The 23,971-nt window shown below is 62.8% G+C and carries 27 protein-coding genes; 10 read left to right on the top strand and 17 right to left on the bottom strand.

The window, feature by feature from the left end; translation table 11 throughout:
• Positions 1 to 45: 45 nt before the first annotated feature.
• Entirely contained in the window at positions 46 to 765 is a 720-nt protein-coding gene (locus HNQ71_RS25945; RefSeq protein WP_091578656.1) for a helix-turn-helix transcriptional regulator, read from the top strand.
• A 121-nt stretch (positions 766 to 886) separates the two neighbouring features.
• On the opposite strand, the gene HNQ71_RS25940 is transcribed toward HNQ71_RS25945, so the two are convergent.
• The 3 genes from HNQ71_RS25940 to HNQ71_RS25930 all read right to left on the bottom strand — a co-directional run bounded on the left by HNQ71_RS25940 (position 887) and on the right by HNQ71_RS25930 (position 3,274).
• Entirely contained in the window at positions 887 to 1,579 is a 693-nt protein-coding gene (locus tag HNQ71_RS25940) for a DUF1013 domain-containing protein (protein WP_184875756.1), read from the bottom strand.
• A 335-nt stretch (positions 1,580 to 1,914) separates the two neighbouring features.
• A complete protein-coding gene (locus HNQ71_RS25935) occupies positions 1,915 to 2,055 on the bottom strand; it encodes a DUF1127 domain-containing protein (RefSeq protein ID WP_184875754.1) in 141 nt (46 codons plus the stop codon).
• Positions 2,056 to 2,263: 208 nt separating this feature from the next.
• Positions 2,264 to 3,274 (bottom strand): NAD(P)H-quinone oxidoreductase, encoded by a 1,011-nt coding sequence (locus tag HNQ71_RS25930; RefSeq protein ID WP_184875752.1) that lies wholly within the window; start codon positions 3,272 to 3,274, stop codon positions 2,264 to 2,266.
• A 112-nt stretch (positions 3,275 to 3,386) separates the two neighbouring features.
• Here HNQ71_RS25930 and HNQ71_RS25925 point away from each other — a divergent pair, with 112 nt between their 5' ends.
• The 3 genes from HNQ71_RS25925 (at position 3,387) to HNQ71_RS25915 (ending at position 5,212) form a co-directional block, all read left to right on the top strand.
• On the top strand, positions 3,387 to 3,581 hold the full coding sequence (locus tag HNQ71_RS25925; RefSeq protein WP_184875750.1) for a DUF1192 domain-containing protein: 195 nt from the start codon (positions 3,387 to 3,389) through the stop codon (positions 3,579 to 3,581).
• 87 nt (positions 3,582 to 3,668) lie between these two features.
• The gene (locus tag HNQ71_RS25920; protein WP_184875748.1) at positions 3,669 to 4,916 is read left to right on the top strand and encodes an MFS transporter; all 1,248 of its coding nucleotides are present in this window, start codon (positions 3,669 to 3,671) and stop codon (positions 4,914 to 4,916) included.
• A gap of 32 nt (positions 4,917 to 4,948) precedes the next feature.
• Positions 4,949 to 5,212 (top strand): ArsR/SmtB family transcription factor, encoded by a 264-nt coding sequence (locus tag HNQ71_RS25915; protein WP_095089373.1) that lies wholly within the window; start codon positions 4,949 to 4,951, stop codon positions 5,210 to 5,212.
• 35 nt (positions 5,213 to 5,247) lie between these two features.
• On the opposite strand, the gene HNQ71_RS25910 is transcribed toward HNQ71_RS25915, so the two are convergent.
• From HNQ71_RS25910 to HNQ71_RS25895, 4 genes are all read right to left on the bottom strand, one after another.
• Positions 5,248 to 5,712, bottom strand: coding sequence for an SRPBCC family protein (locus HNQ71_RS25910; protein WP_184875746.1), 465 nt, complete (start codon positions 5,710 to 5,712; stop codon positions 5,248 to 5,250).
• 11 nt (positions 5,713 to 5,723) lie between these two features.
• Entirely contained in the window at positions 5,724 to 6,056 is a 333-nt protein-coding gene (locus tag HNQ71_RS25905; protein WP_184875744.1) for an ArsR/SmtB family transcription factor, read from the bottom strand.
• Positions 6,057 to 6,061: 5 nt separating this feature from the next.
• On the bottom strand, positions 6,062 to 6,718 hold the full coding sequence (locus tag HNQ71_RS25900) for a glutathione S-transferase family protein (protein WP_184875742.1): 657 nt from the start codon (positions 6,716 to 6,718) through the stop codon (positions 6,062 to 6,064).
• A 121-nt stretch (positions 6,719 to 6,839) separates the two neighbouring features.
• A complete protein-coding gene (locus tag HNQ71_RS25895) occupies positions 6,840 to 7,676 on the bottom strand; it encodes an alpha/beta fold hydrolase (protein WP_184875740.1) in 837 nt (278 codons plus the stop codon).
• A gap of 100 nt (positions 7,677 to 7,776) precedes the next feature.
• On the opposite strand from HNQ71_RS25895, the gene HNQ71_RS25890 reads away from it, so the two are divergent.
• The 3 genes from HNQ71_RS25890 (at position 7,777) to HNQ71_RS25880 (ending at position 9,210) form a co-directional block, all read left to right on the top strand.
• Entirely contained in the window at positions 7,777 to 8,298 is a 522-nt protein-coding gene (locus tag HNQ71_RS25890; RefSeq protein ID WP_184875738.1) for a winged helix-turn-helix transcriptional regulator, read from the top strand.
• Positions 8,299 to 8,375: 77 nt separating this feature from the next.
• Positions 8,376 to 8,609 (top strand): hypothetical protein, encoded by a 234-nt coding sequence (locus tag HNQ71_RS25885; RefSeq protein WP_184875736.1) that lies wholly within the window; start codon positions 8,376 to 8,378, stop codon positions 8,607 to 8,609.
• A 169-nt stretch (positions 8,610 to 8,778) separates the two neighbouring features.
• Positions 8,779 to 9,210: a GlcG/HbpS family heme-binding protein gene (locus HNQ71_RS25880; RefSeq protein WP_095089624.1), complete on the top strand. Its 432-nt coding sequence runs from the start codon at positions 8,779 to 8,781 to the stop codon at positions 9,208 to 9,210.
• A 166-nt stretch (positions 9,211 to 9,376) separates the two neighbouring features.
• Here the strand turns inward: HNQ71_RS25880 and HNQ71_RS25875 are convergent, their stop codons facing one another.
• The 3 genes from HNQ71_RS25875 to HNQ71_RS25865 all read right to left on the bottom strand — a co-directional run bounded on the left by HNQ71_RS25875 (position 9,377) and on the right by HNQ71_RS25865 (position 11,138).
• Positions 9,377 to 9,778, bottom strand: a complete 402-nt coding sequence (locus HNQ71_RS25875; RefSeq protein WP_184875734.1) for a hypothetical protein — start codon at positions 9,776 to 9,778, stop codon at positions 9,377 to 9,379.
• A gap of 274 nt (positions 9,779 to 10,052) precedes the next feature.
• Entirely contained in the window at positions 10,053 to 10,235 is a 183-nt protein-coding gene (gene rpmF, locus HNQ71_RS25870) for a 50S ribosomal protein L32 (protein ID WP_008834724.1), read from the bottom strand.
• Positions 10,236 to 10,376: 141 nt separating this feature from the next.
• Positions 10,377 to 11,138, bottom strand: a complete 762-nt coding sequence (locus HNQ71_RS25865; RefSeq protein WP_184875732.1) for a biosynthetic peptidoglycan transglycosylase — start codon at positions 11,136 to 11,138, stop codon at positions 10,377 to 10,379.
• A 77-nt stretch (positions 11,139 to 11,215) separates the two neighbouring features.
• On the opposite strand from HNQ71_RS25865, the gene HNQ71_RS25860 reads away from it, so the two are divergent.
• Positions 11,216 to 12,133 carry a polyprenyl synthetase family protein gene (locus HNQ71_RS25860; RefSeq protein ID WP_184875730.1) on the top strand — a complete coding sequence of 306 codons (918 nt, stop codon included), beginning with the start codon at positions 11,216 to 11,218 and terminating at the stop codon, positions 12,131 to 12,133.
• Between the two features lie 108 nt (positions 12,134 to 12,241).
• On the opposite strand, the gene HNQ71_RS25855 is transcribed toward HNQ71_RS25860, so the two are convergent.
• Positions 12,242 to 15,670, bottom strand: a complete 3,429-nt coding sequence (locus HNQ71_RS25855; RefSeq protein WP_184875728.1) for an acyl-[ACP]--phospholipid O-acyltransferase — start codon at positions 15,668 to 15,670, stop codon at positions 12,242 to 12,244.
• A 561-nt stretch (positions 15,671 to 16,231) separates the two neighbouring features.
• On the opposite strand from HNQ71_RS25855, the gene HNQ71_RS25850 reads away from it, so the two are divergent.
• Positions 16,232 to 18,571: a response regulator gene (locus tag HNQ71_RS25850; protein ID WP_184875726.1), complete on the top strand. Its 2,340-nt coding sequence runs from the start codon at positions 16,232 to 16,234 to the stop codon at positions 18,569 to 18,571.
• A gap of 18 nt (positions 18,572 to 18,589) precedes the next feature.
• Here the strand turns inward: HNQ71_RS25850 and HNQ71_RS25845 are convergent, their stop codons facing one another.
• From HNQ71_RS25845 to HNQ71_RS25825, 5 genes are all read right to left on the bottom strand, one after another.
• On the bottom strand, positions 18,590 to 19,342 hold the full coding sequence (locus HNQ71_RS25845; RefSeq protein ID WP_184875724.1) for a Stf0 family sulfotransferase: 753 nt from the start codon (positions 19,340 to 19,342) through the stop codon (positions 18,590 to 18,592).
• A gap of 60 nt (positions 19,343 to 19,402) precedes the next feature.
• On the bottom strand, positions 19,403 to 19,954 hold the full coding sequence (locus tag HNQ71_RS25840; RefSeq protein WP_184875722.1) for a phosphotransferase-like protein: 552 nt from the start codon (positions 19,952 to 19,954) through the stop codon (positions 19,403 to 19,405).
• Between the two features lie 47 nt (positions 19,955 to 20,001).
• Complete coding sequence (locus HNQ71_RS25835) at positions 20,002 to 20,856, bottom strand: lytic transglycosylase domain-containing protein (RefSeq protein WP_184875720.1); 855 nt, start codon at positions 20,854 to 20,856, stop codon at positions 20,002 to 20,004.
• Positions 20,857 to 20,861: 5 nt separating this feature from the next.
• Positions 20,862 to 22,112, bottom strand: coding sequence for a flavodoxin-dependent (E)-4-hydroxy-3-methylbut-2-enyl-diphosphate synthase (gene ispG, locus HNQ71_RS25830; RefSeq protein WP_184875718.1), 1,251 nt, complete (start codon positions 22,110 to 22,112; stop codon positions 20,862 to 20,864).
• A 316-nt stretch (positions 22,113 to 22,428) separates the two neighbouring features.
• The gene (locus HNQ71_RS25825; protein WP_027023510.1) at positions 22,429 to 22,608 is read right to left on the bottom strand and encodes a YdcH family protein; all 180 of its coding nucleotides are present in this window, start codon (positions 22,606 to 22,608) and stop codon (positions 22,429 to 22,431) included.
• Positions 22,609 to 22,850: 242 nt separating this feature from the next.
• Here HNQ71_RS25825 and HNQ71_RS25820 point away from each other — a divergent pair, with 242 nt between their 5' ends.
• Positions 22,851 to 23,054, top strand: a complete 204-nt coding sequence (locus HNQ71_RS25820; RefSeq protein WP_184875716.1) for a YdcH family protein — start codon at positions 22,851 to 22,853, stop codon at positions 23,052 to 23,054.
• 26 nt (positions 23,055 to 23,080) lie between these two features.
• On the opposite strand, the gene HNQ71_RS25815 is transcribed toward HNQ71_RS25820, so the two are convergent.
• Entirely contained in the window at positions 23,081 to 23,869 is a 789-nt protein-coding gene (locus tag HNQ71_RS25815) for an IclR family transcriptional regulator (protein WP_184875714.1), read from the bottom strand.
• Between the last annotated feature and the right edge of the window lie 102 nt (positions 23,870 to 23,971).

The raw sequence follows: 23,971 nt of genomic DNA, 5'->3' as shown, positions 1-23,971 counted from the left end.
CGATTTTGGGCGACATGCATAGAAACAACGCCGAGGGACCAAACGATGCGCCGCGCCGACAGGCTCTTCCAGATCGTGCAGCATCTGCGCGGTGGCCGCCTGGTCACCGCCCAGAAGCTTGGCACGTGGCTCGAGGTTTCCGAGCGAACCATCTACCGCGATATCGCCGACCTGCAGTCGACCGGAGTGCCGATCGACGGCGAGGCCGGCGTTGGCTACATGATGCGGGAGGGTTTCGACCTTCCGCCGCTGATGTTCACGCGTGACGAGATCGTCGCGCTGGTTGCCGGCGCCCGCATGGTGCGCGCCTTTGGCGGCGCCGCCATGGCGCGCGCCGCCGACGAGGCGCTGGTCAAGATCGGTGCGGTGCTGCCGGATGCCGAGAAGGACCGCATCGCCCGCACCGAGATCCACACGCCGATGTGGGTGGTCAGCGACGCCGCCCGCGAGGCGATCGACCTGATCGAGCGCGCGGTCGAAAAACGCCAGGTGCTGACCATCGACTATAGCGACGAGGCCGGCCGCGGCACCGCGCGCGATATCCGTCCGCTCGGCCTGTGGTTCTGGGGCAAGGTGTGGACGCTGGTCGCCTGGTGCGAGATGCGCGACGACTTCCGCGCCTTCCGCATCGATCGCATCGCTTCGGTGGTCATCGCCGGCCGTATCTTCAAGCCGGAACGCGGCAAGCAGCTTGCCGACTTCTACCGGGCGGTGGAGCGCAGCGAGGATTACGGCATGGCGCCGGACCGCGCGGCCCGGACCTAGAGCAACTCCAGGAAATGAGTGAACGGTTTTCCGTTCGGAATTGCGTCAAAACAAAAAGAGACTGCCGGATCGCACAAAAAAGCCCGCTCGAAGCGGGCTTTTTGTTGGGTTGTCGCAGATATCACTCGTCGTCGTGGTCCGTGTTCTTCGACTTCAGGGCCGACAGCTTGGCGAAAACGGCGTTGGCGTCGAGCTCGGCGTCCTCGTCCTTCGGCTTCTCCGGAGCCGGCACCAACCGCTCGGTCAAGGCCGCCGGCAAAAGCGTGTCGCCGACCGGCTGCGCCTGTTCGCGGCCACGCGAAGCGCGGTTGACTTCCATGTCGAGGTCGATCTGCGAGGCGAGGCCCAGCGTCACCGGGTCCATCGGCTGCAGATTGGCCGAGTTCCAGTGCTTGCGCTCGCGGATCTGCTCGATCGTCGACTTGGTGGTGCCGACGAGGCGCGAGATCTGCGCGTCCTTCAGTTCGGGATGGTTGCGCACCAGCCACAAGATGGCATTCGGCCGGTCCTGGCGCTTCGACAGCGGCGTGTAGCGCGGGCCCTTGCGCTTGGATTCCGGCACCCGCACCTTGGGGTCCGAAAGCTTCAGGCGCTGGTTCGGGTCCTTCTCGGCGCGCGCGATCTCGTCGCGGGTCAGCTGGCCGGTCATGATCGGGTCCATGCCCTTGATGCCTTGCGCCGATTCGCCGTCGGCGATGGCCTTGACCTCGAGCGGATGCAGCCCGCAGAACTGCGCGATCTGCTCGAAGGAAAGCGCGGTGTTGTCGACCAGCCAGACGGCAGTCGCCTTGGGCATCAGCAGCGTATTGGCCATTTTTAAAAATCCTTCTCGTTCGCCCGCGTTCCCGCGCGGGCGGTGGTTTAGAGCCACCAAAATGGGAAATTCGCGGCCTGTATAGCCGCTCCGTCGCCGCTTCGCAATGTTTTTGGATATCGTCGGCCAGAAACCGTGACCCGCGACCGCCGGAAGGGCTGCGCGCAAGCTGGCTTTGCCAACTGAGGCCGCGGTCGGCCGGGCTTCGTTGTCCGACCCCCAGAACGACAAAACCCGCCGGACTGGGTCCAGCGGGCTCGGAACCGCGACGGGGATCCGTCTGATGCGGCTCTGGCTTCTACGGCATGGTCTGCCTAAGCGGACCGTGCCCTACTTTAGATGGCCTTGCGGGCGATCTTTTCGATGTCGGCGCGGTTGATGCCGAGGTCGTGCAGCTGACGGGCGTTGAGACGGTTCAGCTCGCGCACGGTCTCGGTGTACATCCGCCAGTTACGGAAAGCGCGGATCGGGTTCATGGTAGTCCTCCAAATGGGTTGTTCGTTTTGGTGATGCTCAAATAGTCATCATCGATCAGGACTTGAACGGCCGTTTTTGCATAGCAATGATGCAAATGCTGCATTGCACCATTAAGCCTCTGTTCATCTTGTAGGCAGGCAGGCAGGCGCGCGACCAGGATGTGTCGAGATAGAGGTCAGGCCGGCAGCACCTGAATCTCGATACGGCCTAGCCGACGTCGAGCACGATCTTGCCGATGTGCTCGCCCTCCTCCATCCGCTCGTGCGCCCGCCAGGCCTCGCTGAGCGGGAAGATCATGTCCATCACGGGAGCGACCTTGCGCGTGCCGAGCAACGGCCAAACCTGCGCCTCCAGCGCTGCCGCGATCGCCGCCTTGAACTCGACGGTGCGCGGCCTCAGCGTCGACCCTGTATGGCTCAGCCGCTTGACCATGATCTTCGAAAAGTCGGCGCTTGCCACGGCGCCGGCCTGCACGGCAATCTGCACGATGCGACCCTCAATCGCCGCGGCCTCGTAGTTGCGCGCCACATAGTCGCCGCCGACCATGTCGAGGATGACATTGGCGCCTTTGCCAGCGGTCGCCTCCTTGACCGCGGCGACGAAATCCTCGTCGCGATAGTTGATCGCCCGGTCGGCGCCGAGCTTCAGGCAGGCGTCGCACTTGTCCTTGCTGCCGGCGGTGGTGATGACATAGGCGCCGAAAGCCGAGGCAAGCTGGATCGCTGTGGTGCCGATGCCGGACGAACCGCCATGGACGAGCAGCGTCTCGCCGCTCTTCAGCCCGCCGCGCTCGAACACATTGTGCCAGACCGTGAAGTAGTTTTCCGGCACCGCCGCGGCTTCGGTGTGGGTAAAGCCGGCCGGCAGCGGCAGCACGCTGCCTGCGTGAACCGTGACATATTCGGCATAGCCGCCGCCGGGCGTGAGCGCGCAGACCCGGTCGCCAATACGCCAGCGCGATATGTCATCGCCAAGGGCGGCCACTTCACCCGACGCCTCGAGGCCGGGCAGGTCGGACGCGCCGGCCGGCGGCGGATAGGCGCCCTTGCGCTGCTGGATGTCGGGCCGGTTGACCCCGGCGGCGTGCACCTTGATCAGGATCTCGCCGGGACCTGGTTGCGGCACGTCGCGCGTTTCGGGTTTCAGCACCCGGGGGCCGCCCGGCTCCGAGATCGCGATGGCCGTCATTCTTGCCGGAATTTTCTGTCCGCTCGCCATGAGATTTCCCGTCTTTCCTCGCCGTTATCCGATCGGCTGTTTGCATCGACGCCCCTGCCCTATGTATGCTGATTGCCAAATCAGGCAAATGGCCAATGTGGGAGGAGCGACGATGGCGATCTTCGACGACGAACCCAAGAAGAAGGCGCGCCCGCACGAGATCGGGCAGGACCTGTCGCTGCTTTCGGTCGGTGACTTGACCGAGCGGATTGGCATACTGCGCGATGAGATCGCCCGCCTGGAAAACGAGCTCAGGGCCAAGGACAGCACCAAATCGGCCGCCGAAGCACTGTTCCGCCGCGGATAGAGGCGGGCGCGGGGCTCGCCGCGGAAAAGCCCGAATGCGACTGTCTTCAGACCCAGCGTCCCCGCCAACCCCGAGCCGGATCCAACAATGTTCGCAACCTACCGACCGATCCTCTCGCTGCTGCGCGGCACCGCTTTCCTGCTCGCGGCGTCTGGATTGCACGGGCTGCTGTTGCCGCTGCGCGGTCAGTTGGAAGGCTTCTCGACCGCATCGCTCGGCCTGATGGGCACGGCCTGGGCCGGGGGCTTCGTCACCGGCTGTTTCTTCGCACCGCGCATCGTGCGCCGCGCCGGGCATGTGCGCGCTTTCGGCGCCTTTGCCGCGTCCGGCGCCATCGTGGCGCTGCTCACCGGATTGATCATCGACGAGTATGTCTGGATCCTGCTGCGCGCCTTCACCGGCTTCACCATGGCCGGCGCCTTCATGGTCATCGAAAGCTGGCTGAACGAAAAGGCCACCAACGAGAACCGCGGCACCATCTTCGGCCTCTATATGATGGTCACCTATGCCTCGATCATGGGCGGGCAGATGATCGTCGCTGGCGGCGACGTGAAGTCCGCCTCGCTGTTCATGATCACCGGCATCCTGTTTTGCCTGTCACTCCTCCCGACCGCGGTTTCGACCGCTTCCCACCCCAAGCCGCTGCAGGATGTCTCGCTCGACGTCAAAGGCCTTTATGTCAATTCGCCGGTGTCGGCTGTCGCCTGCGTCCTGATCGGCATCGCCAACGGCGCCTGGGGCACGCTTGGCGCCGTCTATGGCGCCCGCATCCGCATTCCCACGGCCGAGATCGCCCTGATGATGAGCCTGGTGGTCGTTGCCGGTGCCGCCATGCAGCTTCCGGCCGGGCGCCTCTCGGACAAGACCGACAGGCGTTTCGTGCTGGCCGGTGCTGCCTTCGGCGCGGCCTTGGTTGCGCTTGCCATCTTCCTGTTCGAGCCACGCTCCAGCGTCTTCGTCATCGTCTTCACCGCCGCCTATGGCGGCTTTGCCTATACGCTCTATTCGATCGCGGTGGCGCATGCCAACGATCACGCCCGCGCGGAGGATTTCGTCAAGGTGTCGGGTGGCCTGCTTCTGCTCTACGGCTTCGGCACGATGATCGGACCTCTGCTGGCAGCCGCCTTGATGGGCTGGACGCGCCCGGAAGGCCTGTTCCTGGCGACCGCTTTCGCGCATCTCTGCCTAGCGGGCTACACGTTGCTGCGCATCAGCCGCCGTGCTCCGGTGCCGATCGAAGATCGTGACGCCTTCAAGACGCAGCCGGCCGATCGCTCGGTAACGCCGGAAGCATTGCGGCTTGATCCCAGAAGAAAAGCAGAAGCAGACAGTTGAGATTCGAAAGGCTTTGCCTCACTAATAGTGGCATGATGTTTTCCGATGCCTTCATGGCGATTGCTGACCCCAACCGGCGCCATCTTCTGGAAGAACTTCGCCGCGGCCCGAAGACCGTCAACGAACTGGCCGCGGGTTTGCCCGTATCGCGCCCAGCCGTTTCGCAACATTTGAAGGTGCTGCTCGATGCCGGGCTGGTCAACGCCAAGGCGGAAGGCACCAGGCGCGTCTATACGGTGAGCAATCCCGGCTTCCTCAAACTCAACATCTGGCTCGATCAGTTCTGGGAAGCCTGACGGCCCGCATTGACCGGCAACACTCACCACGCGGTTCAAGCTTCCTCGCGTAAGAAAGCGCCGAGCGCATCGAGCAGTTCGCCTGTGCCATGCTCGCGTGTGGTCGACGTGTCGTGTCCGTCGAGGAAGGCGCCCTGTTCCGTCATCACAAGCCGCGTGCCGTTACCCTCGGCCAGAAGCTCGATCGTGGCCAGCGACACCGAGACACGGGTTTCGCCGAACAACAACTCATAGCTGTAGACGATGCGCTGGTCCGGCACGATGTCTTGATAGACAGCATTGAAAAAATGCATCTGGCCATCGCTCGGACAGCCGGCATTGACCTCCTTGCCGCCAATGCGGAAATCCATTTCATGCCTGCTGGGAATCGGATCGTGCGGATCGGCGAACCAGCGTCGCTTGGCCTCTGGATTGCTCAGCGCAAAGTAGACTTTTGCGGGCGACGCTGGGTAGCTGCGCTCGATGACGAAGGTTGAATGGACGACGGATCGTTCGGTCATGATGGGCTCCTTCAGTGTCCTTCAGTCTCAGCCAGAAAATCGCCGAGCCGGTCCAGCCGGCGCTCCCAGGCGAGACGCCGTTCATTGATCCAGTGTTCGGCTGCTCTCAGTGCCTTGGGTTCGATCTGGCAGGTGCGCACCCGGCCGAGCTTCTGCGTGCGCACGAGGCCGCTTGCCTCCAAAAGGTTCAGATGCTGGACGACGCCCGACAGCGACATCGCCAGCGGTTCGGCCAGTTGGCTGACCGAAGCCGGTCCGCGCGACAGCCGGTCGACCATCTGCCGCCGCGCCGGATCGGCGAGCGCCTGGAACATCAGATCGAGCTGGGCAGGATCGTGCAGCATTGCGATCAGCCGTTGTTGTACGGGAAGAACTTGAAGTAGGGCTGTGCCTCCTCGATCACGCGGGCGAAAGCGGGGCGCTGTGCCAGGCGGTCATGGTATCGCTTGACGGCGGGGTATCTGTCGCCGAACGGCTCGACCTTGTTGGCATAGAACAGTGCCGGAGACGCCGAGCAGTCGGCCATGCTGAAGGCGTCGCCCACCGCCCAGGTCTTCGTCTGCATGTCCTCTTCGACGATGGCGTAGGAATTGCGCAGCTGGGCGCGGGCCTGCTCGACCCCGAACGGATCGGTTTTGTCCTGCGGCCGCAACCGGTCGCCGACGATCTTCTGCATCGGCTCCTGCACATAGAAATCATAGAAGCGATCGGCCTGCCGGACCGCCAGCGCCAGGTCGATGTCGGCCGGAACGAGGTCGACCGGCCCCGGATAATGGGCTGCCAAATATTCGACGACGATGGTCGATTCCAGCGCCGTGCGGTCGCGCGCATCGTCGCGCAGGGCCGGCATCTTGCCGGTCGGCGAAATCTTCAGGAAGGCCGCGCGCGACTCGGTGTCGCCGAGATCGACGATGACCGGCGTGAACGGTATGCCGTTCTCATACAGCGCGATCAGTGGCTTCCAGCAGAACGAGGCCAGCGGATGGAAATGAAGCGTCAGGGACATTTTTTGCTCGTCTGTTTCGGGATGCTAGAAGTCGGTGTCGTGTTGCTCGCCATGATTAAACACTGAAGCATTTACTTAACTATTGCGGCAGGCCTTGCTCGTCAAGGCCGCGCAGAATGACTCAATTGGCTTGAGCGTGGTCGACGATGGCGGAAGATATCACCTTCCAGTCGTCCGGGTGCAGCTCGTGGCCGCCGCCTTCGATCCGAAGAATTTTCGCACCGGCGACAGCCTCGACCAGTGCCGCGCCGTGCTCGACAGGAAAGATCGGATCGGTGGTGCCATGGATGACCAGCAGCGGCGCCGTCATCTCGCGCAGGCGGCCCCTCCATGCGTCGCCACCCCTTACCATGAAGTGGTTGGTCGCGCTCAGAAAACCGCCGGATCGATCGTAATCCTGTTCGATGAAGGCCCGCATCCCGGTCTCATCGAACGGATGTACGGTGCTTGCGATCGCCCGCGTATCCTTGACCATGAAATCGACCACCTGGCCACGGTCCGACCAATCGACTTTGGCGCCGTCGGCCGAATGCTTGATATAGGCATCGCTCGTTTGTGGCAGATGCGATGTGTCGGTTCCCAGGGGCGAGCTGCTGATCACGGTCAGCGAAGCGACACGGGCCGGGTGCCTGAGGGCCACAAGCTGGGCGATCATGCCGCCCATCGACATGCCGACGACATGCGCCTTGCCGACGCCGTGGTCGTCGAGCACACGCATCGCGTCGTCGGCCATGTCGTCGAATGTGTAAGGCGGCTCGCCCGGCGGATATTTGGTCGAACGGCCGGTATCGCGATTGTCATAGCGGATCACGAACAGGCCGCCATCGGCCAGTTTCCGGCACAGCGCCTCCGGCCACCAAAGCATCGAGGCCATCGATCCCATGATCAGCAACAGTGGCGGGTTTGGCGGATCGCCAAAAGCCTCGGATACGATCTCGGGGCGCTCGATCGTTGTCATGGCTCAATCTCTTCCTCAGCAACACTGATTGCGTTTTGCAATCAGTTGCACGATAATAAAACTGATATGATAATGCAACCGGTTTTGCGGAGAAAATCTCATGAGCATGGATCGCCGGTCCGGATGCCCGATCAACCTGTCGCTCGAAGTGTTCGGCGACCGCTGGAGCCTGATCATCCTTCGCGACATGATCTTCGGCGGCAGGCGCCACTTTCGCGAGCTGCTCAACGCATCGATGGAAGGCATTGCCTCCAACATCCTCGCCGACCGGCTGAAGCGGCTGATGCAGTTGGGCATGCTGACCAAGGCCGACGATCCCAGCCACAAGCAGAAGGCGATCTACAGCCTGACCGAGATGGCGATCACCCTGGTGCCGATCCTGGCCCACCTCGGCGCATGGGGCCGCGTCTGGTTGCCGGTCAGCGCGGAACTCTCGATCCGCGCCGAGCTTCTGGAGAAAGGCGGACCGCCGATGTGGGATAAATTCATGGACGAGTTGCGCCACGAGCATCTCGGCATGCCGCTCGATACATCGGCTGGCCCTTCTGTCCGTGCGACCTTGCAGGCCGCCTATGAGGCCGTGGTCGCCGGCAGGGCCCCCGGCGCCAGCCCGGCCGCTTGACCAACTTATTTTCCCGTTTGGGGCCCGGCTCTGCTAAAAGGGGCGGAAAACCACAATTCACGGGATTGGATAAGGTCTTGGTTGAGAACTCTCGGGATGCTGCCCGCGCGCGTGCTGACCTGCGTTTCAAGAAGCAGGAAGAGGCGGCAACCGTCCGCCAGAAGGCGATGGCCGAATACGTCGCCGAGAGCGACGCCCGTCAGGTCAAGACCAACAAGCTGCGGGCGCTGCGTCTCGCCAAGGAAGCGGAAGACCTTGCCAACGCACCGGCGGCACCCGCCAAGAAGCCGGTCCGCGCCAAGAAAAAATAGCGCTGCAGGCCGGCACGATCGACTGCCGGTCTGGAAGCTGCAAAAATGGCATCGCCATATCCGGATCGTTCGATCCCACCTCTTAACGCGAAGCAATTTCAACCGAAACCGGGATTTTGCCGTGCCCGTCGACGGTCGATGATCGGCGCGTTTTAATCAGGAGACTGCCATGACCGCACTGCCGCTCGAAAAAGCCAGGCAAATCATCGATGCCGCCTTTGCCAGGGGCGCAGATCTCAAACTCAAGCCGCTCGGCGTCTCGGTGCTTGACGCCGGCGGACATCTGGTCGCCTTCCAGCGCCAGGACGGCGCCTCGTTCCTGCGCCCGCAAATGTCGGCTGGCAAGGCCTATGGCGCGCTCGCCATCGGCATGGGCTCGCGCCGCGTCGAGGCTTTCGCCAAGGAGCGCCCGCATCTCGTCGCCGGCATCTCGGACGTGTCTGGCGGCCGCGTGCTTCCGGTCGTCGGCGGTGTGCTGATCCGCGACAAGGCCGGCGCCATCATCGGCGCCGTCGGCATTTCCGGCGATACGTCGGACAATGACGAAGCGGCCGCCATCGCCGGCATCGAAGCGGCCGGCTTCACTGCCGATCCGGGCTGAACTTTAGCAAATATCACGGCCAAGGCTGCGTTGAGATTCAGGTCAGGCCGAGTCGAAGTTGGTGGCCTCCGAGAACCGGAGCGGAGCGTACTTTTGGGTACATAAGCGCCGGAAGCACAGGATGCGGCCATTTGCAGGCCGGCATCCCCTGAAGATCAATGCAGCCTTAATTCAGATTGATGTCTCTGCTCGCCGACCGCATAGACACCGCAAACCCCGCCAGCACGTCGAACAGCGCGATGACCATCAGTGTGAAGAAGATGGAATGTGCCGCGCCCTTCACCAGCAGGAACTCGACCAGGAACGCGACGAAGACCAGCGTCGACAACAGATGGTCCATGATCGAGGCGCTGGTCGTGCGCACCGACTTCACCATTTCAGCGAAAAGGGAAATCAGCCCGATCAGCACTATCAGGTCGCCGAGCGTCATCGAGAACACCCCGCCCGACATCATGCGGAAGGAGAAGATTTCGTTCGCCCACGGATCGTCGCCGCCGCCGAATATTCCGAGCAGGCCGAGATTGTAGAGCACGAAAGGCACGATCAAAAGCGGGACGGCACCGAACATCTGGCGTCTCCATATGGGGGCAATCTCTGTAGAATGCGCCACAAGCACGCCGTCAAGAATTTTCGTAAAATGCCACGAACACGGTCGAAGACCGGATGCAACAACCATGTCAGCCCCGGCGCGACGATCCTGATGAATATCGCCCGCGCCAGGCATTTGGCGTTTGGGTGAGCAGCCAAGCGGCAACGCAGGCCGCCCGGTTATCTGCCCACCCAACGCAAAAGACCGGCCACTGGCCGGTCTTTCGAAAGCGCAAAACGTCGAAAAGCTGGTCTCAGCTTTCCTTGGGCGTCAACACCTGGCGACCGCGATACATGCCGGTCTTCAGGTCGATGTGGTGCGGACGGCGCATTTCGCCGGAATTCTTGTCCTCGACATAGGTCGGGGCCTTGAGGGCGTCGGCCGAGCGGCGCATGCCGCGCTTGGACGGAGAGGTTTTTCGTTTCGGAACGGCCATGGATATGCTCCATTACATGGTCAAAAAGCCCCGCTTGCCCTCGTGAAAGGGCCGTGTCGGGGCCGGAATCTGAGAAAGTCGGGTGCCTATACACGCCCTACGCCGTTTTGGCCAGCACTGCCGCGAATTTTTTTGAGCTGGCTACTGCAGACAGCCGACATAGGCGCCGGAGCGGCCGGCCCGCCGCTCGATCAGATTGGCAAGCCGTCTCAGGCCAGGCCCGGGCTTCGCCGGATTGCGGGCGATCGGATTTGGCAGGGAGACGGCGAGCAGGGCGGCCTGCCGTCGCGACAGTTGTTTTGCCGAAACGCCGAAATGGTGCTGTGCGGCGGCTTCGATGCCATAGATGCCCGGCCCCCACTCGGCGATGTTGAGATAGATCTCCATGATGCGCCGTTTCGACATCACCGCGTCGAAATAGACGGCCAGCGGCAATTCGACCACTTTTCGCACCGAGCCCAGCGGCCGTGACCAGAGAAAGAGGTTCTTGACCGTCTGCATGGTGATGGTCGAGGCGCCGCGCGTTGCTTCGCCGGCCAGCGCATCGTCGACGACGCCCCTCAGTTCGCCCAGATCGACACCGCGATGAAAGCAGAACTGCCCGTCTTCCGACATGATGACCGAATTGGCCAGCACCGGAGCGACATCATCGATCGACACCCAGCGGCGGTCATAACCGGAGAATGTCGCCAGATCCTTCAGCATCAGCGTCGAGACCGGATGCACGAAGGACGGCAGATAGAGGAACGTCAGCACCGTTGGTATGAGCGCCAGCACCGCGGCCACGACGATGCCGCGCCGGACCCAGCGCTTGAGACCGCGGCGGCTCACGCTCCGCGATCTGGTCGCCATGTCCAGCTTTTCGGTTTCATGATCGACGATCGGTTCCGCCAAGCCGCCCAACCCGTACTTCTCCCTGCTCCGGCATAATGGCGCTTGGCTTCTTGCGCAACGTCTGAGTGTCGGCTACCGGTCCCGCCATGACGAATGAGGACGAAATGGCGTTCGAAATGGCGCTCATCAGACGGGCAGCAGCCGTCGAGGTGCTGCTGCGGCGGTTGCTCGACGACCGCGCGCTTTCGGGCGAGATCGCGCGGCCCGACCGCCTGATGGCGGCGATGCGCCACGGCGTTCTCAACGGCGGCAAGCGCCTGCGCCCCTTCCTGGTCATGGAAAGTGCAGCCCTTTTTTCCGCCGACGGCGAGGCCGCACTGCGCGTCGCCGCCGCCCTTGAATGCGTGCATTGCTATTCTCTGATCCACGATGATCTGCCCGCCATGGACGACGATGACCTGCGTCGCGGCCAGCCGACGGTGCACAAGGCCTTCGACGAGGCAACCGCCATCCTGGCCGGCGACGCCTTGCTGACGCTGGCCTTCGACATCATCGCCGACGAGGCGACCATGCTGCCGGCTGAGCGGCGCGCGGCCCTGGTGCTGGCGCTGGCCCGCGCGGCCGGGGCCGGCGGCATGGTCGGTGGCCAGAAGCTCGACCTCGAAGCCGAACAGGCACCGCCGGACGAGGCCGGCATCATCCGGTTGCAGGCGATGAAGACAGGCGCCCTGATCCGCTTCGCCTGCGAGGCGGGCGCGCTGGTCGCCGGCGCCCCGGCCGAGGACCGCGAGCGGCTGGCCGAATTCGGCTCGGCGATCGGCCTTGCCTTCCAGCTTGCCGACGACCTGCTCGACCTGACCGCCGATGCCGGCCAGATGGGCAAGGCGACCGGCAAGGATGCAGCCGCCGGCAAGGCGACGCTGGTGGCGCTGCACGGCGCGAACTGGGCGCGCAGCCAGCTTCACGGCCTCGTCGACCAGGCGCATGAATTGCTCGCGCCTTACGGGGAGCAGGCGGCGCTGCTGAAAGAAGCGGCGACATTCGTGGCGACCCGTAACAACTGACGCTGGGCCAACCAAGACGTCGGCGCGATCGGATTGCTCCGTCTGCTTTGCGTCATGACGAACGCCAAACGGGCCGACTTGGTCCGTCGCCTATTGGTTACGACTGGCTCAAGCCACCTTGATCTTCATCTCTTCTTCGCCGCGCACCAGTTTGGTCACCGCGGCGAAGTCGAGCTTGCCGGAACCGAGGACCGGCACTTTCGCAACGGCGCGGACCTCGGCCGGCACCATCAGGTCCATGGCGCCGTTCGCCTTGGCGAAGGTCAGGAATTCGGCGCGCGTGGCGTTGGCGGCCTCGGTGATCAGGATCAACTTTTCGCCCTTGCGCGCATCCGGCACAGTGGCGACCGCTGAGAGCGAGCCTTTCCACAATTCGCCGGCCAGCGCCTCGATGGCAGCCAGCGAGATCATCTCGCCGCCGATCTTGGCGAAGCGCTTGGCCCGGCCGCGAATGGTGATGAAGCCGACGTCGTCGACGGCGACGACGTCGCCGGTGTCATGCCAGCCGTCTTCGAGTGGTTCGAGCACACCGGGCTTCTCGGCCCTGAGATAGCCGGCCATGACATTGGGCCCACGCACGAAAAGCCGTCCGCCATCGTCGACACCGGGCACCGGATCGAGGCGATATTCCATGCCGGGCATGATCTTGCCGACGGTTCCGGAGCGGTTGTACATCGGCGTGTTGATCGAGATCACAGGTGCTGTTTCGGTGACGCCGTAACCCTCGAGGATGCGCACGCCGAACTTCTCCATATAGGTCATGCGCGTCGCTGCCTTGACCGGCTCCGCGCCGGCAAAGCAATAGCGTATCGAGCGGAAGTCATAGGGGTGCGCGGTGCGCGCATAGCCAGCGAGGAACGTATCGGTGCCGAAGATGATCGTCGCGTTCGAGGCGTAGATCAGTTCCGGCACGATGCGGTAATGCAGCGGTGAGGGATAGAAATAGACCGGCACGCCGGAGATCAGCGGCAGCACCGTGCCCGCCGTCATGCCGAACGAATGGAAGATCGGCAACACGTTGAACACCTTGTCGCCCGAATGGAAGTCGATGCGCGAGGCGGCCTGGGCGGCATTGGCCAGGATGTTGCGGTGGGTGAGCACGACGCCCTTTGGCGTGCCTTCCGAACCCGAAGTGAACAGGATCACCGCGGCATCGTCGGGCTTGCGCGGCGCGCGTGGCGTGCTCTTGCGCAGCAAGCCGAGCAACTTGTCCTTGAGGCCGACGGTCTTGCGCAAATCGTCGAGCCAGACGATGTCGACCGAGCGGCCGATCTCTTCGATGACACCGCCCAGCTTGGCTTGTTCGATGAAGGCACGCGAGGTGAGCACGGTGCGCACTTCGGCGGCCTTGCAGGCGGACAGGATATTGGCTGCACCTGCGGTGAAGTTCATCATCGCCGGAACCTTGCCGGCCGACATGACGCCGAGCAGCGTCGCGCATGAGCCGTTGGCGTTCGGAAGCATAATGCCGAGCGTCTGCTGGCCGGCATAGAGGTTCTGGAATTTCTCGCCGAGCACTGCGGCGGCCGTGAGCAGCTTGCCGTAGCTCAGCGAACCGGTGACCGGATCCTGCACGGCGAGCTCTCGCATGCCGCGTTCGTTCGCCGTCTGGATGATCTTTTCCAGCACCGTCTTGTCGATGTCCTGGGTACGGAAGACGAGGTCCGACATCACCTGGTACAGGGCAACGCCCGCCGCGGCGCGGCGCTTGCGGCCCTTCAGTTCCTGCGGCACTTCAAGCTTCACCGGCTCAAGGATGGTCACCTTGACCTTCGGGAACAGCCGGCGGCGCACGTGCTGCGAGGTCAGCCGTGAAAAATAGCTCTTCTCCAGCCCGTCGATGCGTACCGGCACGACCATTGAGCCGGTCTTGTCGGCGACCATGGCGGCGCCGTCATAGACCTTCATCAGGCCGCCGGTGACGGTGATGCGGCCTTCCGGGAAGATGACCAGCGGATCGCCGCCTTGCACGATCTTGATCAGCGTGCGGGTCGACATCGGCTTGGACGGGTTGAGCGGCAGCGCACGGGCCAGTTTCATGAACGGCTTCATCCACCAGGCCTGGGCGATGGTGTGGTCGATGGCGAAGACCGGCTCCTCATCGGTCAGGGTCAAGGCCAGGGGACCATCGAGGAAGCTGACATGGTTGAGCGCCAGGATAGGTGCCGGGCCGGCAGCCTTGAGGTTTTCCATGCCCTCGACTTCGAGGCGATGGAAGGCACGAAACAGAATGGAGACGAAATCGCGGAAAGCGTTGGTCGGCAGGTATTTCAGCATCAGCCAGGCGGCGATGGCGTTGGCCGCGGCGAGGCCGAACAGGATGGCTCCGGTAGAGGCGCCGGCTGCCTGGATCGCGGCGACAAGTATGCCGCCTACGGTCATGAAGCCGGCGTTGACGATGCTGACGGCGGCGACGACGCGAGCGCGGCGCTCTTCTGGCGACCAGGCCTGGACGGCGGCAAAGGTCGGCACCACGAGGAATGCGCTGGCAATCGCCATGCCGGCGAGGTCGATCGCAACATGGATCGTGTTTGGCCCGGCGAAGAACAGGGCAAGGGTCTCAGTCCTGGGCGAAGGCTGCATGCTCCAGATGGTCCAGGCCAGGTCCAGTCCGAACAGCGCCAGCAGCGCCGTGCCGACCGGCGCGGGCAGAAGCACGATGCGTCCCTGCGACATCCATGCGGCAATGGCCGAGCCGATGGCGATCGAAACGGCGAACACCGCGAGATAGGCAGTCACGGCGATCTCGTTGCCGCCGAGCGAATCCTTGATCAAGGTCGGCAGGATCGAAAGAACGATGGCGCCGATCAGCCAGAACCAGGACGTCATCAGTCCGGCGCGCCAGATCCGCTTGTCGCCACGCAATCCGTTGACCTGCCGCCAGGTCGAGCGAAAAACGTTCTTGTCGATGACGAGGTCGGGGGCCGCAGAACCGGTGGACGGGATGTAGCGGCTGACGATCCAGCAACTCACAGCGAGGATCATCATGATCGGCCCGAAGACCGACACGCCTATGCCATCGGCCGAGACGACGCCGCCGGCGATGGTGCCGCCGAGGATGGCGGCGAAGGTCGCCGATTCGATCCAGGCATTGGCGCCGGGCAATTCCTTTCGCTCGAGATGATCCGGCAGGATGCCGTACTTGATCGGTCCGAACAGCGCCGAGATGATGCCGAACATCAGCAACGCCACCATCAGCACCGGGATCGACGACAGCGCGATGCCGACGACCGCGACGCCAGCAGCGACGATCTCGGTGAATTTCAGCCGGCGAGCGATGAGGGCTTTGTCAAACCGGTCGGCGATCTCGCCGCCAAGCGCGGACAAGAACAGGAAGGGAGCCATGAAGACGGCACCGGCCAGGGTGACCAGTGACGCCGCCTTGTCCGCCGCCAGCGTGAACAGAATAAGGAACACCAGAGTGTTCTTGAGGAAATTGTCGTTGAAGGCAGACAGGAACTGCGTCCAGAAGAGAGGCGCAAAGCGCCGTGTCATCATCAGATGGCTGTTCGTATGATTGTTCGGGGCGATGTCCATGTTGGCGACTTCCATTGGGTAAGGCCGTTGAAGTCCTGGTCCGATCAATCAACGGTCTTACGCGGTTTGAGCGTAGTGGTAGCGGAAACCCGGTTACACTTCGTTACTGCGGTTGGCGTCCATCAGCAGTGTCTCGGTCTTGGCGTCTTCCAGCCGGTTGCTGAAGCGGCTTGCGTCTTCCGCATCTGACGATCGAGGTATGCACGAGCATGATCGCCGCCATCGCATGGACCTTGGCGGCAAATCATGCCTCCAATAAGGTGGATGCCGCTCGCCATCTTCGAGGCCACGATGGCGAAACTGGCCGTAGCAAACGCTTTCTGGTGCTTGAGTCCTTGGGCGCTTAGTTGTTGGTGGCCATCGATATGACCCTTTCGTTTCAGCCTTAAGCCGGGTCGCTGTTGGTCTGTTTCAGGCCGGATACAATCCGACTTGCCAACAGCGTTGCCGCCAGCCGTTCGAGCACCTGCATCAGCGCATGGTCCGCGTCCACACGAAATTTTAATGTAAATGAAGCGTAATCCCGACCATTAAAATGATGCGTATGTGTTGGGGTTGCGCATGCCGGAATATTCGTCCTTCATCCGGTCAGTCCGGATCCGCTATATTTCAGGGTTGCTGATCTTTGCGCTGGCTTCCGCCGCCATCGTGATTGCGCTCGATCGGGTCAATTCCTTTCGCCATGACATCGATGCGCTGAGCAGCAACCTCGTCGTCTTCACCCGCGACCTGCGCAACGCGACGAGCTTTGCCGAGACGACCGGCACCGCTTGGCGGGCGGAGACACGCGATGCGCTCACCTCATCGGCGCGCGGCCATTCGGAGCGCCTGACCGGCGAGATCGAAACGCTGACCGCCCAGCTTGCCGCGATCAAGCCGCGCCTTTCGGTGAAGACCATCAACGAGCTCGAAACCGCTTCCGTCAACGGCGACCTGTTCTGGTCGCCGCGCGACATGGTGCGCAACTTCAACCTGATGTCGATGGCGCAGAAGGTCGATGAATGGAGCTATCGCGAAATCCGCAACCAGAATGACCTGTTCGCCCAGCCCATGCTGGTCCGCGTCCGCACCGCCATGGACGACGAGCGCCATCTGGCGGATGTCTCCAGCGACAGGCTATTGCTGTGGGCGAGCGGCATCCTGTTCGCCGCCCTTGCCATCGTCGCCTTCTGGATCTTCCGACCGATGGAAGTGGCCATCCGCCGCGCCTTTGCCGAATCCGCCGAATCCCTGTTCAAGGCCGAGGCCGCCGACCGCGCCAAGTCGGAATTCCTGGCCAATATGAGCCACGAAATCCGCACGCCGATGAACGGCGTGCTCGGCATGGCCGAGCTGCTGGCCAAGACCGACCTGACCCCACGCCAGAAAACCTTCACCGACGTCATCGTCAAATCCGGCAATGCGCTGCTCACCATCATCAACGACATCCTCGATTTCTCCAAGATCAATGCCGGCCAGCTCACCCTCGATCCGGCTCCCTTCCGTCTCTCCGAGGCGGTCGAGGACGTGGCGACGCTGGTATCGGCGCGCGTCGCCGAGAAGAACCTCGAACTGATCGTGCGTGTCGACCCGCGGCTGCCGGCCTATGTCGTCGGCGACGCCGGACGGTTCCGGCAGATCGTCACCAACCTGCTCGGCAATGCGGTGAAATTCACCGAGAAGGGTCATGTGCTGATCGATGTCGGCGGCGAGGTCGTCAACGACGTGATCCAGCTCAAGGTCCGCGTCGAGGACACCGGCATCGGCATACCAGCCGAAAAACTGCAGAACGTGTTCGAGAAATTCGCCCAGGTCGACGGTTCGTCGACCCGTCGCCACGAGGGCACCGGCCTTGGCCTCGCCATTGCAGCACGCCTCGTCGATCTGATGTCTGGCAAGATCGGCGTCGAAAGCGAGATCGGCCGCGGCTCCGTGTTCTGGTTCGCGGTGCCGCTGCCGGCGCACCATGCCGCGGCCCGCGACGAAATCGTGCCGGTCGACGTCACCGGCGCGCGCGTGCTGGTCATCGACGACAATCCGGTTAACCGCGAAATCCTGCTGGAGCAGCTGAGAAGCTGGAGCTTCGACTGTGCCGCCGCCGAAAGCGGCGCCGTCGGCCTGGCCTTCCTCGATCGCGCTTTCCAGCTGGGCGCTGCCGTCGACTGCATCATCCTCGACTACCAGATGCCGGGCATGAACGGCGCCGATGTTGCCAGGGCCATTGCGTCCGACAGCCGGCTGGCTTCTATTCCGGTGGTGCTGCTGACCTCGGTCGACCAGGTCGATTTCGGCAAGATGATCATCGACTTCGGCATCGCCGCGCATCTAACCAAGCCGGCGCGCTCCGCGGTCCTGCTCGGCACCGTCATCTCGGTCATCCAGAGGGCCCGCTCGCAGGTCGGCAAGGCGCAGTTCGTCCGCGAACCGATCGTGACGGTTCCCCCGGCCGCGCCTCCCGCTTTCACCGTCATCCGCGGCCCGGCGATGCCGGTCGCCGCAGCACCAGAATCGACGGCCACGCCGAACGGTCCGATCGATATCCTCATTGCCGAGGACAACGACGTGAACCAGTTGGTTTTCGGCCAGATCCTCAACGGCCTTGGCCTCAGCTATCGCATCGCCGGCAACGGTCGCACGGCGGTCGAGATGTACCGGGCGCTGCGCCCCAGGCTGATCCTGATGGACGTCTCGATGCCGGAGATGAACGGCTACGAAGCGACCCGCGCCATCCGGGCGATAGAGACCTCGTCGGGCACTCACATCCCGATCATCGGCGTCACCGCGCACGCGCTGAAAGGCGATCGCGACAAGTGCATCGAGGCCGGCATGGACGACTATCTGCCCAAGCCGGTCTCCCCCGACCGCCTCGGCACCAAGATCGGCACCTGGCTCAGCGAGACGGTGGTGGCGAAAACGGCTTAGCCGGCAGCCATCGACGCATCAGGCGGCGGCGTCCATGTGATAGCGGCGCATCCAGTCAAGGCTCGTCTCGTCGGCGAGCTTTGCAACACCAGGCCTTATCTCATCGGCGTTCGGCGCTTGAACGCCCAAGGCTTCGCAGATGTCTAGCAATGTCGCGGCCGGGTTGGCGGCAAGACGCTCATAGCCAACCCGCAGCGGAATGATGCCTTGTTTCGCAAACCAAAGGTTCCAGGCGGCATCATAGGCCTCGAGCTCCGTGACCTCACGTCTGAGCCGCTCGAAATCATATTGAGGTTCTTTCGCGGGTGCGACCCTTTCGATCTCGGTTCCATCGGGAGCGATATGCCAAAGACCGGTTTGCTCCGCCTTGACCAGGGAGACAGCCTGCGCAAGCTTGTTCTCACGCGAGAGATGCATGTAGAGAACATGGCCGAATGCTTTCTCGAAACGCGCTCTGTCCGATGGAAGTTTTGGGAAAACCTGGTCGAGGATCGCTGAAAGCTCATCCAGGTTTTCCCGCATCAGACGAAGGCCGAAAATGCCTGTCCCACCCCTGCCATTGGCGATCGCCGCCTTGAGATAGGCGGCATTGAAGTCGAGATCGCCCATCGTGTCGCGATGGGGCAGGCCCCACTCCTCGGCCCACTCCGACACATCCTGCCGCCGATAGAATGAGTGAGGATTGCCAGCCGTCTTCGTGGACGCCAGAAGCTTGCATAGCAACGTGCTGCCGGTCCTCGGCGTGCCGCAGATGATGTATCCGTCAAACATGTCACGGCTCTCGCGGTTCGTCGGTGGCAAGGCTGTCGCCCCTGGCAAAGAATGGTCGCGCTATAGCTGAAATCTTTGGTGGATGCGACGGGCACACTCCTGCGAGGTCAGCACGCTGGTGTCGACTTCGAGGTCGTAGCGAATGTTCTCGTGCACGCGCCCATATTGCCACCGCGCCAGTCCCGGCAGCCGATCGGCACGCTGGGCTTCGCGCGCCTCCAGCACCTCCAGCGGCGCCACGACGCCAACCACATGGAGGTCGAAGGCCGACAGCAGTTCGAGATATTCGGACATTTCGCCGTTGCAGAGCACCTCGTCGACGATGAGGTTGTTGCCTTGCCCAGCCATGGCGGCGATGGCGTGGCGCATGCCGCGCAGGGTTCGCGCCCCCACCGATCCGGTTCTGATCACGACCGCAGGCTTGCCGTCCTGCCGGATGGTCTCATAGGAAAAGCCATCCGCATGGTCCTGCAAGGCGTCGGGCAGCATCTCGATGAAAGTGTCCATCTGGACATGCAGGAAGGGCGCGGCGGTGATCTGTTGCAACGCCCTGGCGATGGAACTCTTGCCGGCACTGCCGACGCCATTGAGCAGAATGATGCTGGCTTTCACTTCAGCGCCCCCTTCTCGGCCAGAACATCTTGCCCGCCACGGTCAGACTACCGGTTGCGCACCACCACGCACGCTCCGCCGACGCTTTGCAATTTTTGGCAGATGACATTGGCGGCGGCGCGGTCGTCGACACCGATCCTGACCGCGAAGATGCCGCGCCGGCCGATTGGCGTGCGCACCCGGCTGACCACCGGATCATGGCCACTGAGCAGGGAAGGGAACCGGCTCCTCACCCGCAGCCACTGGCTGATCGCGGCGCTGCGGCGGAAGTTGCCGGCCACCTGGATGCCCCATGGTTTTATGTTGATCGAGGCCATCGCCACGGTCTGCGACATGATCACCGGCAGCCTGCGGCAAGCGACTGCAAAATCCGCCTTCTGATCGAGCGGCTCGACCTTTCCGGCATAGGCCGGGTCGGTGAACTTGTCGACCGGCTCGCCCATGATGTCGAATACGTAGCTCTCGGTCTCCATCGGCAGGAAGCCGCCGGAACCGAGCCAGCGCGACACCCGGCTTTCACCGGCATTGTAGGCGGCCGCCGCCAGTCCGAGATTGCCGTAGCTGGTTTTCATCTCGGCGAGATATCTCGCCGAGGCAGGGATCGCCTGGTTGATGTCGAAGGAGTTGGCAAGGCCGCGCATCTTGGCGGTGCCCGGCATGAACTGGGCGATGCCTTCGGCGCCGACCGGACTGACGGCGTTGGGATCGAAGCGGCTTTCCTTCCAGATCAGCCGGGCGAAGAAATCCCTGGGCAGGCTGTTCTGATCGGCATGGGCCTGGATCAGATTGCAGACCTTGTCGATGAGCCGCTGCTTGGCGGATTGCGGTGGGTCTGCCTGAACCAGCGTCGACCAGCCAATTCCGCACAGCAAGATCAGCGCTACCCACAGGAAACGCTGCATGGCGCCTACTCGGCCGCGGCCTTGCCGCGACCAAACCGTTGCTCGATATAGTCGGCGACCATTTTCTCGAAATCCGCCGCGATCGACGGCCCGCGCAGCGTCGCTGCCTTCTTGCCGTCGACGAAGACAGGCGCCGTCGGCGTCTCGCCGGTGCCGGGCAGCGAAATGCCGATATCGGCATGTTTGGACTCGCCCGGGCCGTTGACGATGCAACCCATCACCGCGACCTTGAGGTTCTCGACCCCGGGATATTTTTCGCGCCACACGGGCATGTTCTTCCTGAGATCCGCCTGGATGTTCTGGGCGAGCTCCTGGAACACGGTCGAGGTCGTGCGGCCGCAACCTGGACAGGCCGCGACGATCGGCACGAACTGCCTGAACCCCATCGTCTGCAGCAGTTCTTGCGACACCTGCACCTCACGCGTGCGGTCGCCGTTCGGCTCCGGCGTCAGCGAGATGCGGATGGTGTCGCCGATACCTTGCTGGAGCAGGATGCCCATGGCGGCGGACGAAGCCACGATGCCTTTCGAACCCATGCCAGCCTCGGTCAGCCCAAGATGCAGCGCGTGGTTGGAGCGGGTAGCGAGTTCGGTATAGACGGCGATCAGGTCCTGCACACCGCTGACTTTGGCCGACAGGATGATTTTTTCGCGGCCAAGGCCGATTTCTTCCGCCATCTCGGCCGACAGGATCGCCGACTGCACGATCGCCTCGCGCGTCACTTCCTGTGCCGTCAGCGGAAAGCCCTTGGCCTGGTTATCGTCCATCAGCCGGGTCAACAGCTCCTGATCGAGCGAACCCCAGTTGACGCCGATGCGCACCGGCTTGTCGTATTTGATTGCCATCTCGACGATCGCAGCGAACTGCCGATCCTTCTTGTCCTTGAAGCCGACATTGCCCGGATTGATGCGGTATTTGGCCAGCGCCTCGGCACAGGCCGGATGGTCGGCCAAAAGCTTATGACCGATATAGTGGAAATCACCGACCAGCGGCACGTCGATGCCGAGCCGCGCCAGCCTTTCGTGGATGCGCGGCACGGCGGCAGCGCTCTCGTCGCGATCGACGGTGATGCGCACGATCTCGGAGCCGGCGCGGTGCAGCGCCGCAACCTGCGCAACCGTCTGGTCGACATCGGCCGTATCGGTATTGGTCATCGACTGCACGACAACCGGCGCGCCGCCGCCGACGACCACGCCGCCGACATCGACGCCGACCGAGGTGCGGCGGGGGAAGGGAGAGGAAAAATATCCGGTCATGCCCGGCAGCCTTTTGTCTCTGGAGCGCCATGCGTCCACCGGAACGCACAAACGCCCCGGGCCGATGCGCTAAAGTCCGGGCATGAGGTGGAGGAGCAAAGATGGCTTGTCAATGGCGACAGGTCGCCACTGGCCGCAATTGGCCCGCCGCCGGGATCAAAAACAATCGATGATCCGGCGACGACCGAAGCGAAATTTGACCTGAACGGAACTCCAGCCTGGGCGACAGCCGCGCTGGAAATCAAAACCCACCACACCGGCGACAATTGCCGCCGGCAAAGGGCAGTGGATCGTGATCGTCTATATCAGGAGGGCATCAATGCGTTGTCGGTTGTGCTCTCAGTTTTTCAATCTCGTCCTTGAGTGCCAGCTTGCGTCGCTTGAGATTCACGATTTCGAGGTCGTCCACCGACGGGTGGTTCATCGCGTCATCGATCTCGCGCTCGATGTCGCCGTGTTTCCGCTGCAACTCATCAAGATGGGAAGCAAGAGACATGATTGGTTCTCCCTTTCATGGTTTTCCTCGATTGCAACCGTCACGGCGCGTCCACCGCAGGTTTCGCTTCTGTGACGGCACAATGACACTGTGCCACCATCCGGCGGCGATGTCGAATGCTGCGTGGTAGCATTCCACGACAATGTGAAATGTGATATGGGCTGCGCGCCAGCGGCAGAAGTTGCCGGTCCCGCCCAATCAGGCCCAGTTTTTGGGCGCCGCAGACGTGCAGACGGTAAAGAATGTCCGATCAGGAACAGGCCGATATTCGCCTCGAATTTTCCCGGCTGAAGCAGGAACACGCCGATTTCGATGCGGCGATCAACGCGATGATCGCCATGAACTGCGACCCGCTGCAGATCCAGCGCATGAAAAAGAAGAAGCTGTTCCTCAAGGACCGGCTGATGGCGCTGGAAGACAAGATCATCCCCGACATCATTGCGTGAGACGGCAGAGCCGGGTCGCTTTGCACCTATCCGGCGATCGAAAGCCTGGCGGCGCGGTCGCGCAGCAGACCGATGAGACTGCCGGTCCGCTCCTCGGACGTATCGATGGGAACCACCAGGCACATCGTCGCCTCGACCCTGCCCGGTCCTGAAAAGACAGGCGCGGCGAGGCATTTCGTATACGCATCGACAAGGCCCGAGGTGACGCAATAGCCTGTGGCTTCGGCCTTCGCTATGTCGGCGATGAAGTCGCCGAGAAGCAATCTGCGGCCGTCCGGCAGGACGAGATCGTCTTCGGACACCATGTCTTCGATCTGGGCCTGCTGGAAGCCCGCCAGAAGCAGCCGTCCCGAAGCGGTCCAGGGCAGCGGTATCTGCAGGCCGGTGGCGGAGCTGATGCGGAACGGCCTGGTGCCGGGGCTTGAATGGACGATCGTATAGCGGCCGCTCTGCAGCATACACAGTTCCGAGGTCTCGCCCGTTTCACGCGACAGATTGTCGACCTCCTGGCGCCCGCGCCTCAAGAGGTCGTTGCCGCGCACATAATCCATTCCGTAGAGATAGAGCTTCTTGCCGAAATAGACGCGATTGCCGTCGCCGGCCATTTCCAGCAGGCCGGCATCCACCAGCGACCGCACAAGCGTGTAGGTCGTCGAGCGGGGTGCGTTCACCCCCTTGGCAAGATCGCCAATGCCGATCGCCCGCTGTGTCGTGTGCAGAAACTCCAGGATCTCGAGGACCCGGTTGAGACCCTTTTCACGGGAGCCCGAAATCTTCTCGTCGGCTGAAACTGCTGCGGCATTGCCATCTTGCATTGTCGATTCCTAATGCTAGTATCTGTCTTGTACAGGATACATACGTCTCTTGTAAGAGACAATCGCTCTGAAAATCGACGATGCGTGTATTTCCTGTGCGTA

Origin of the sequence: Mesorhizobium sangaii, from assembly GCF_014207355.1 — a bacterium.
GTDB classification, from domain to species: Bacteria; Pseudomonadota; Alphaproteobacteria; order Rhizobiales; family Rhizobiaceae; genus Mesorhizobium; species Mesorhizobium sangaii.
The sequence above is the reverse complement of the archived record's forward strand: the minus strand, read 5'-3'. Positions and strand labels throughout refer to the sequence as shown.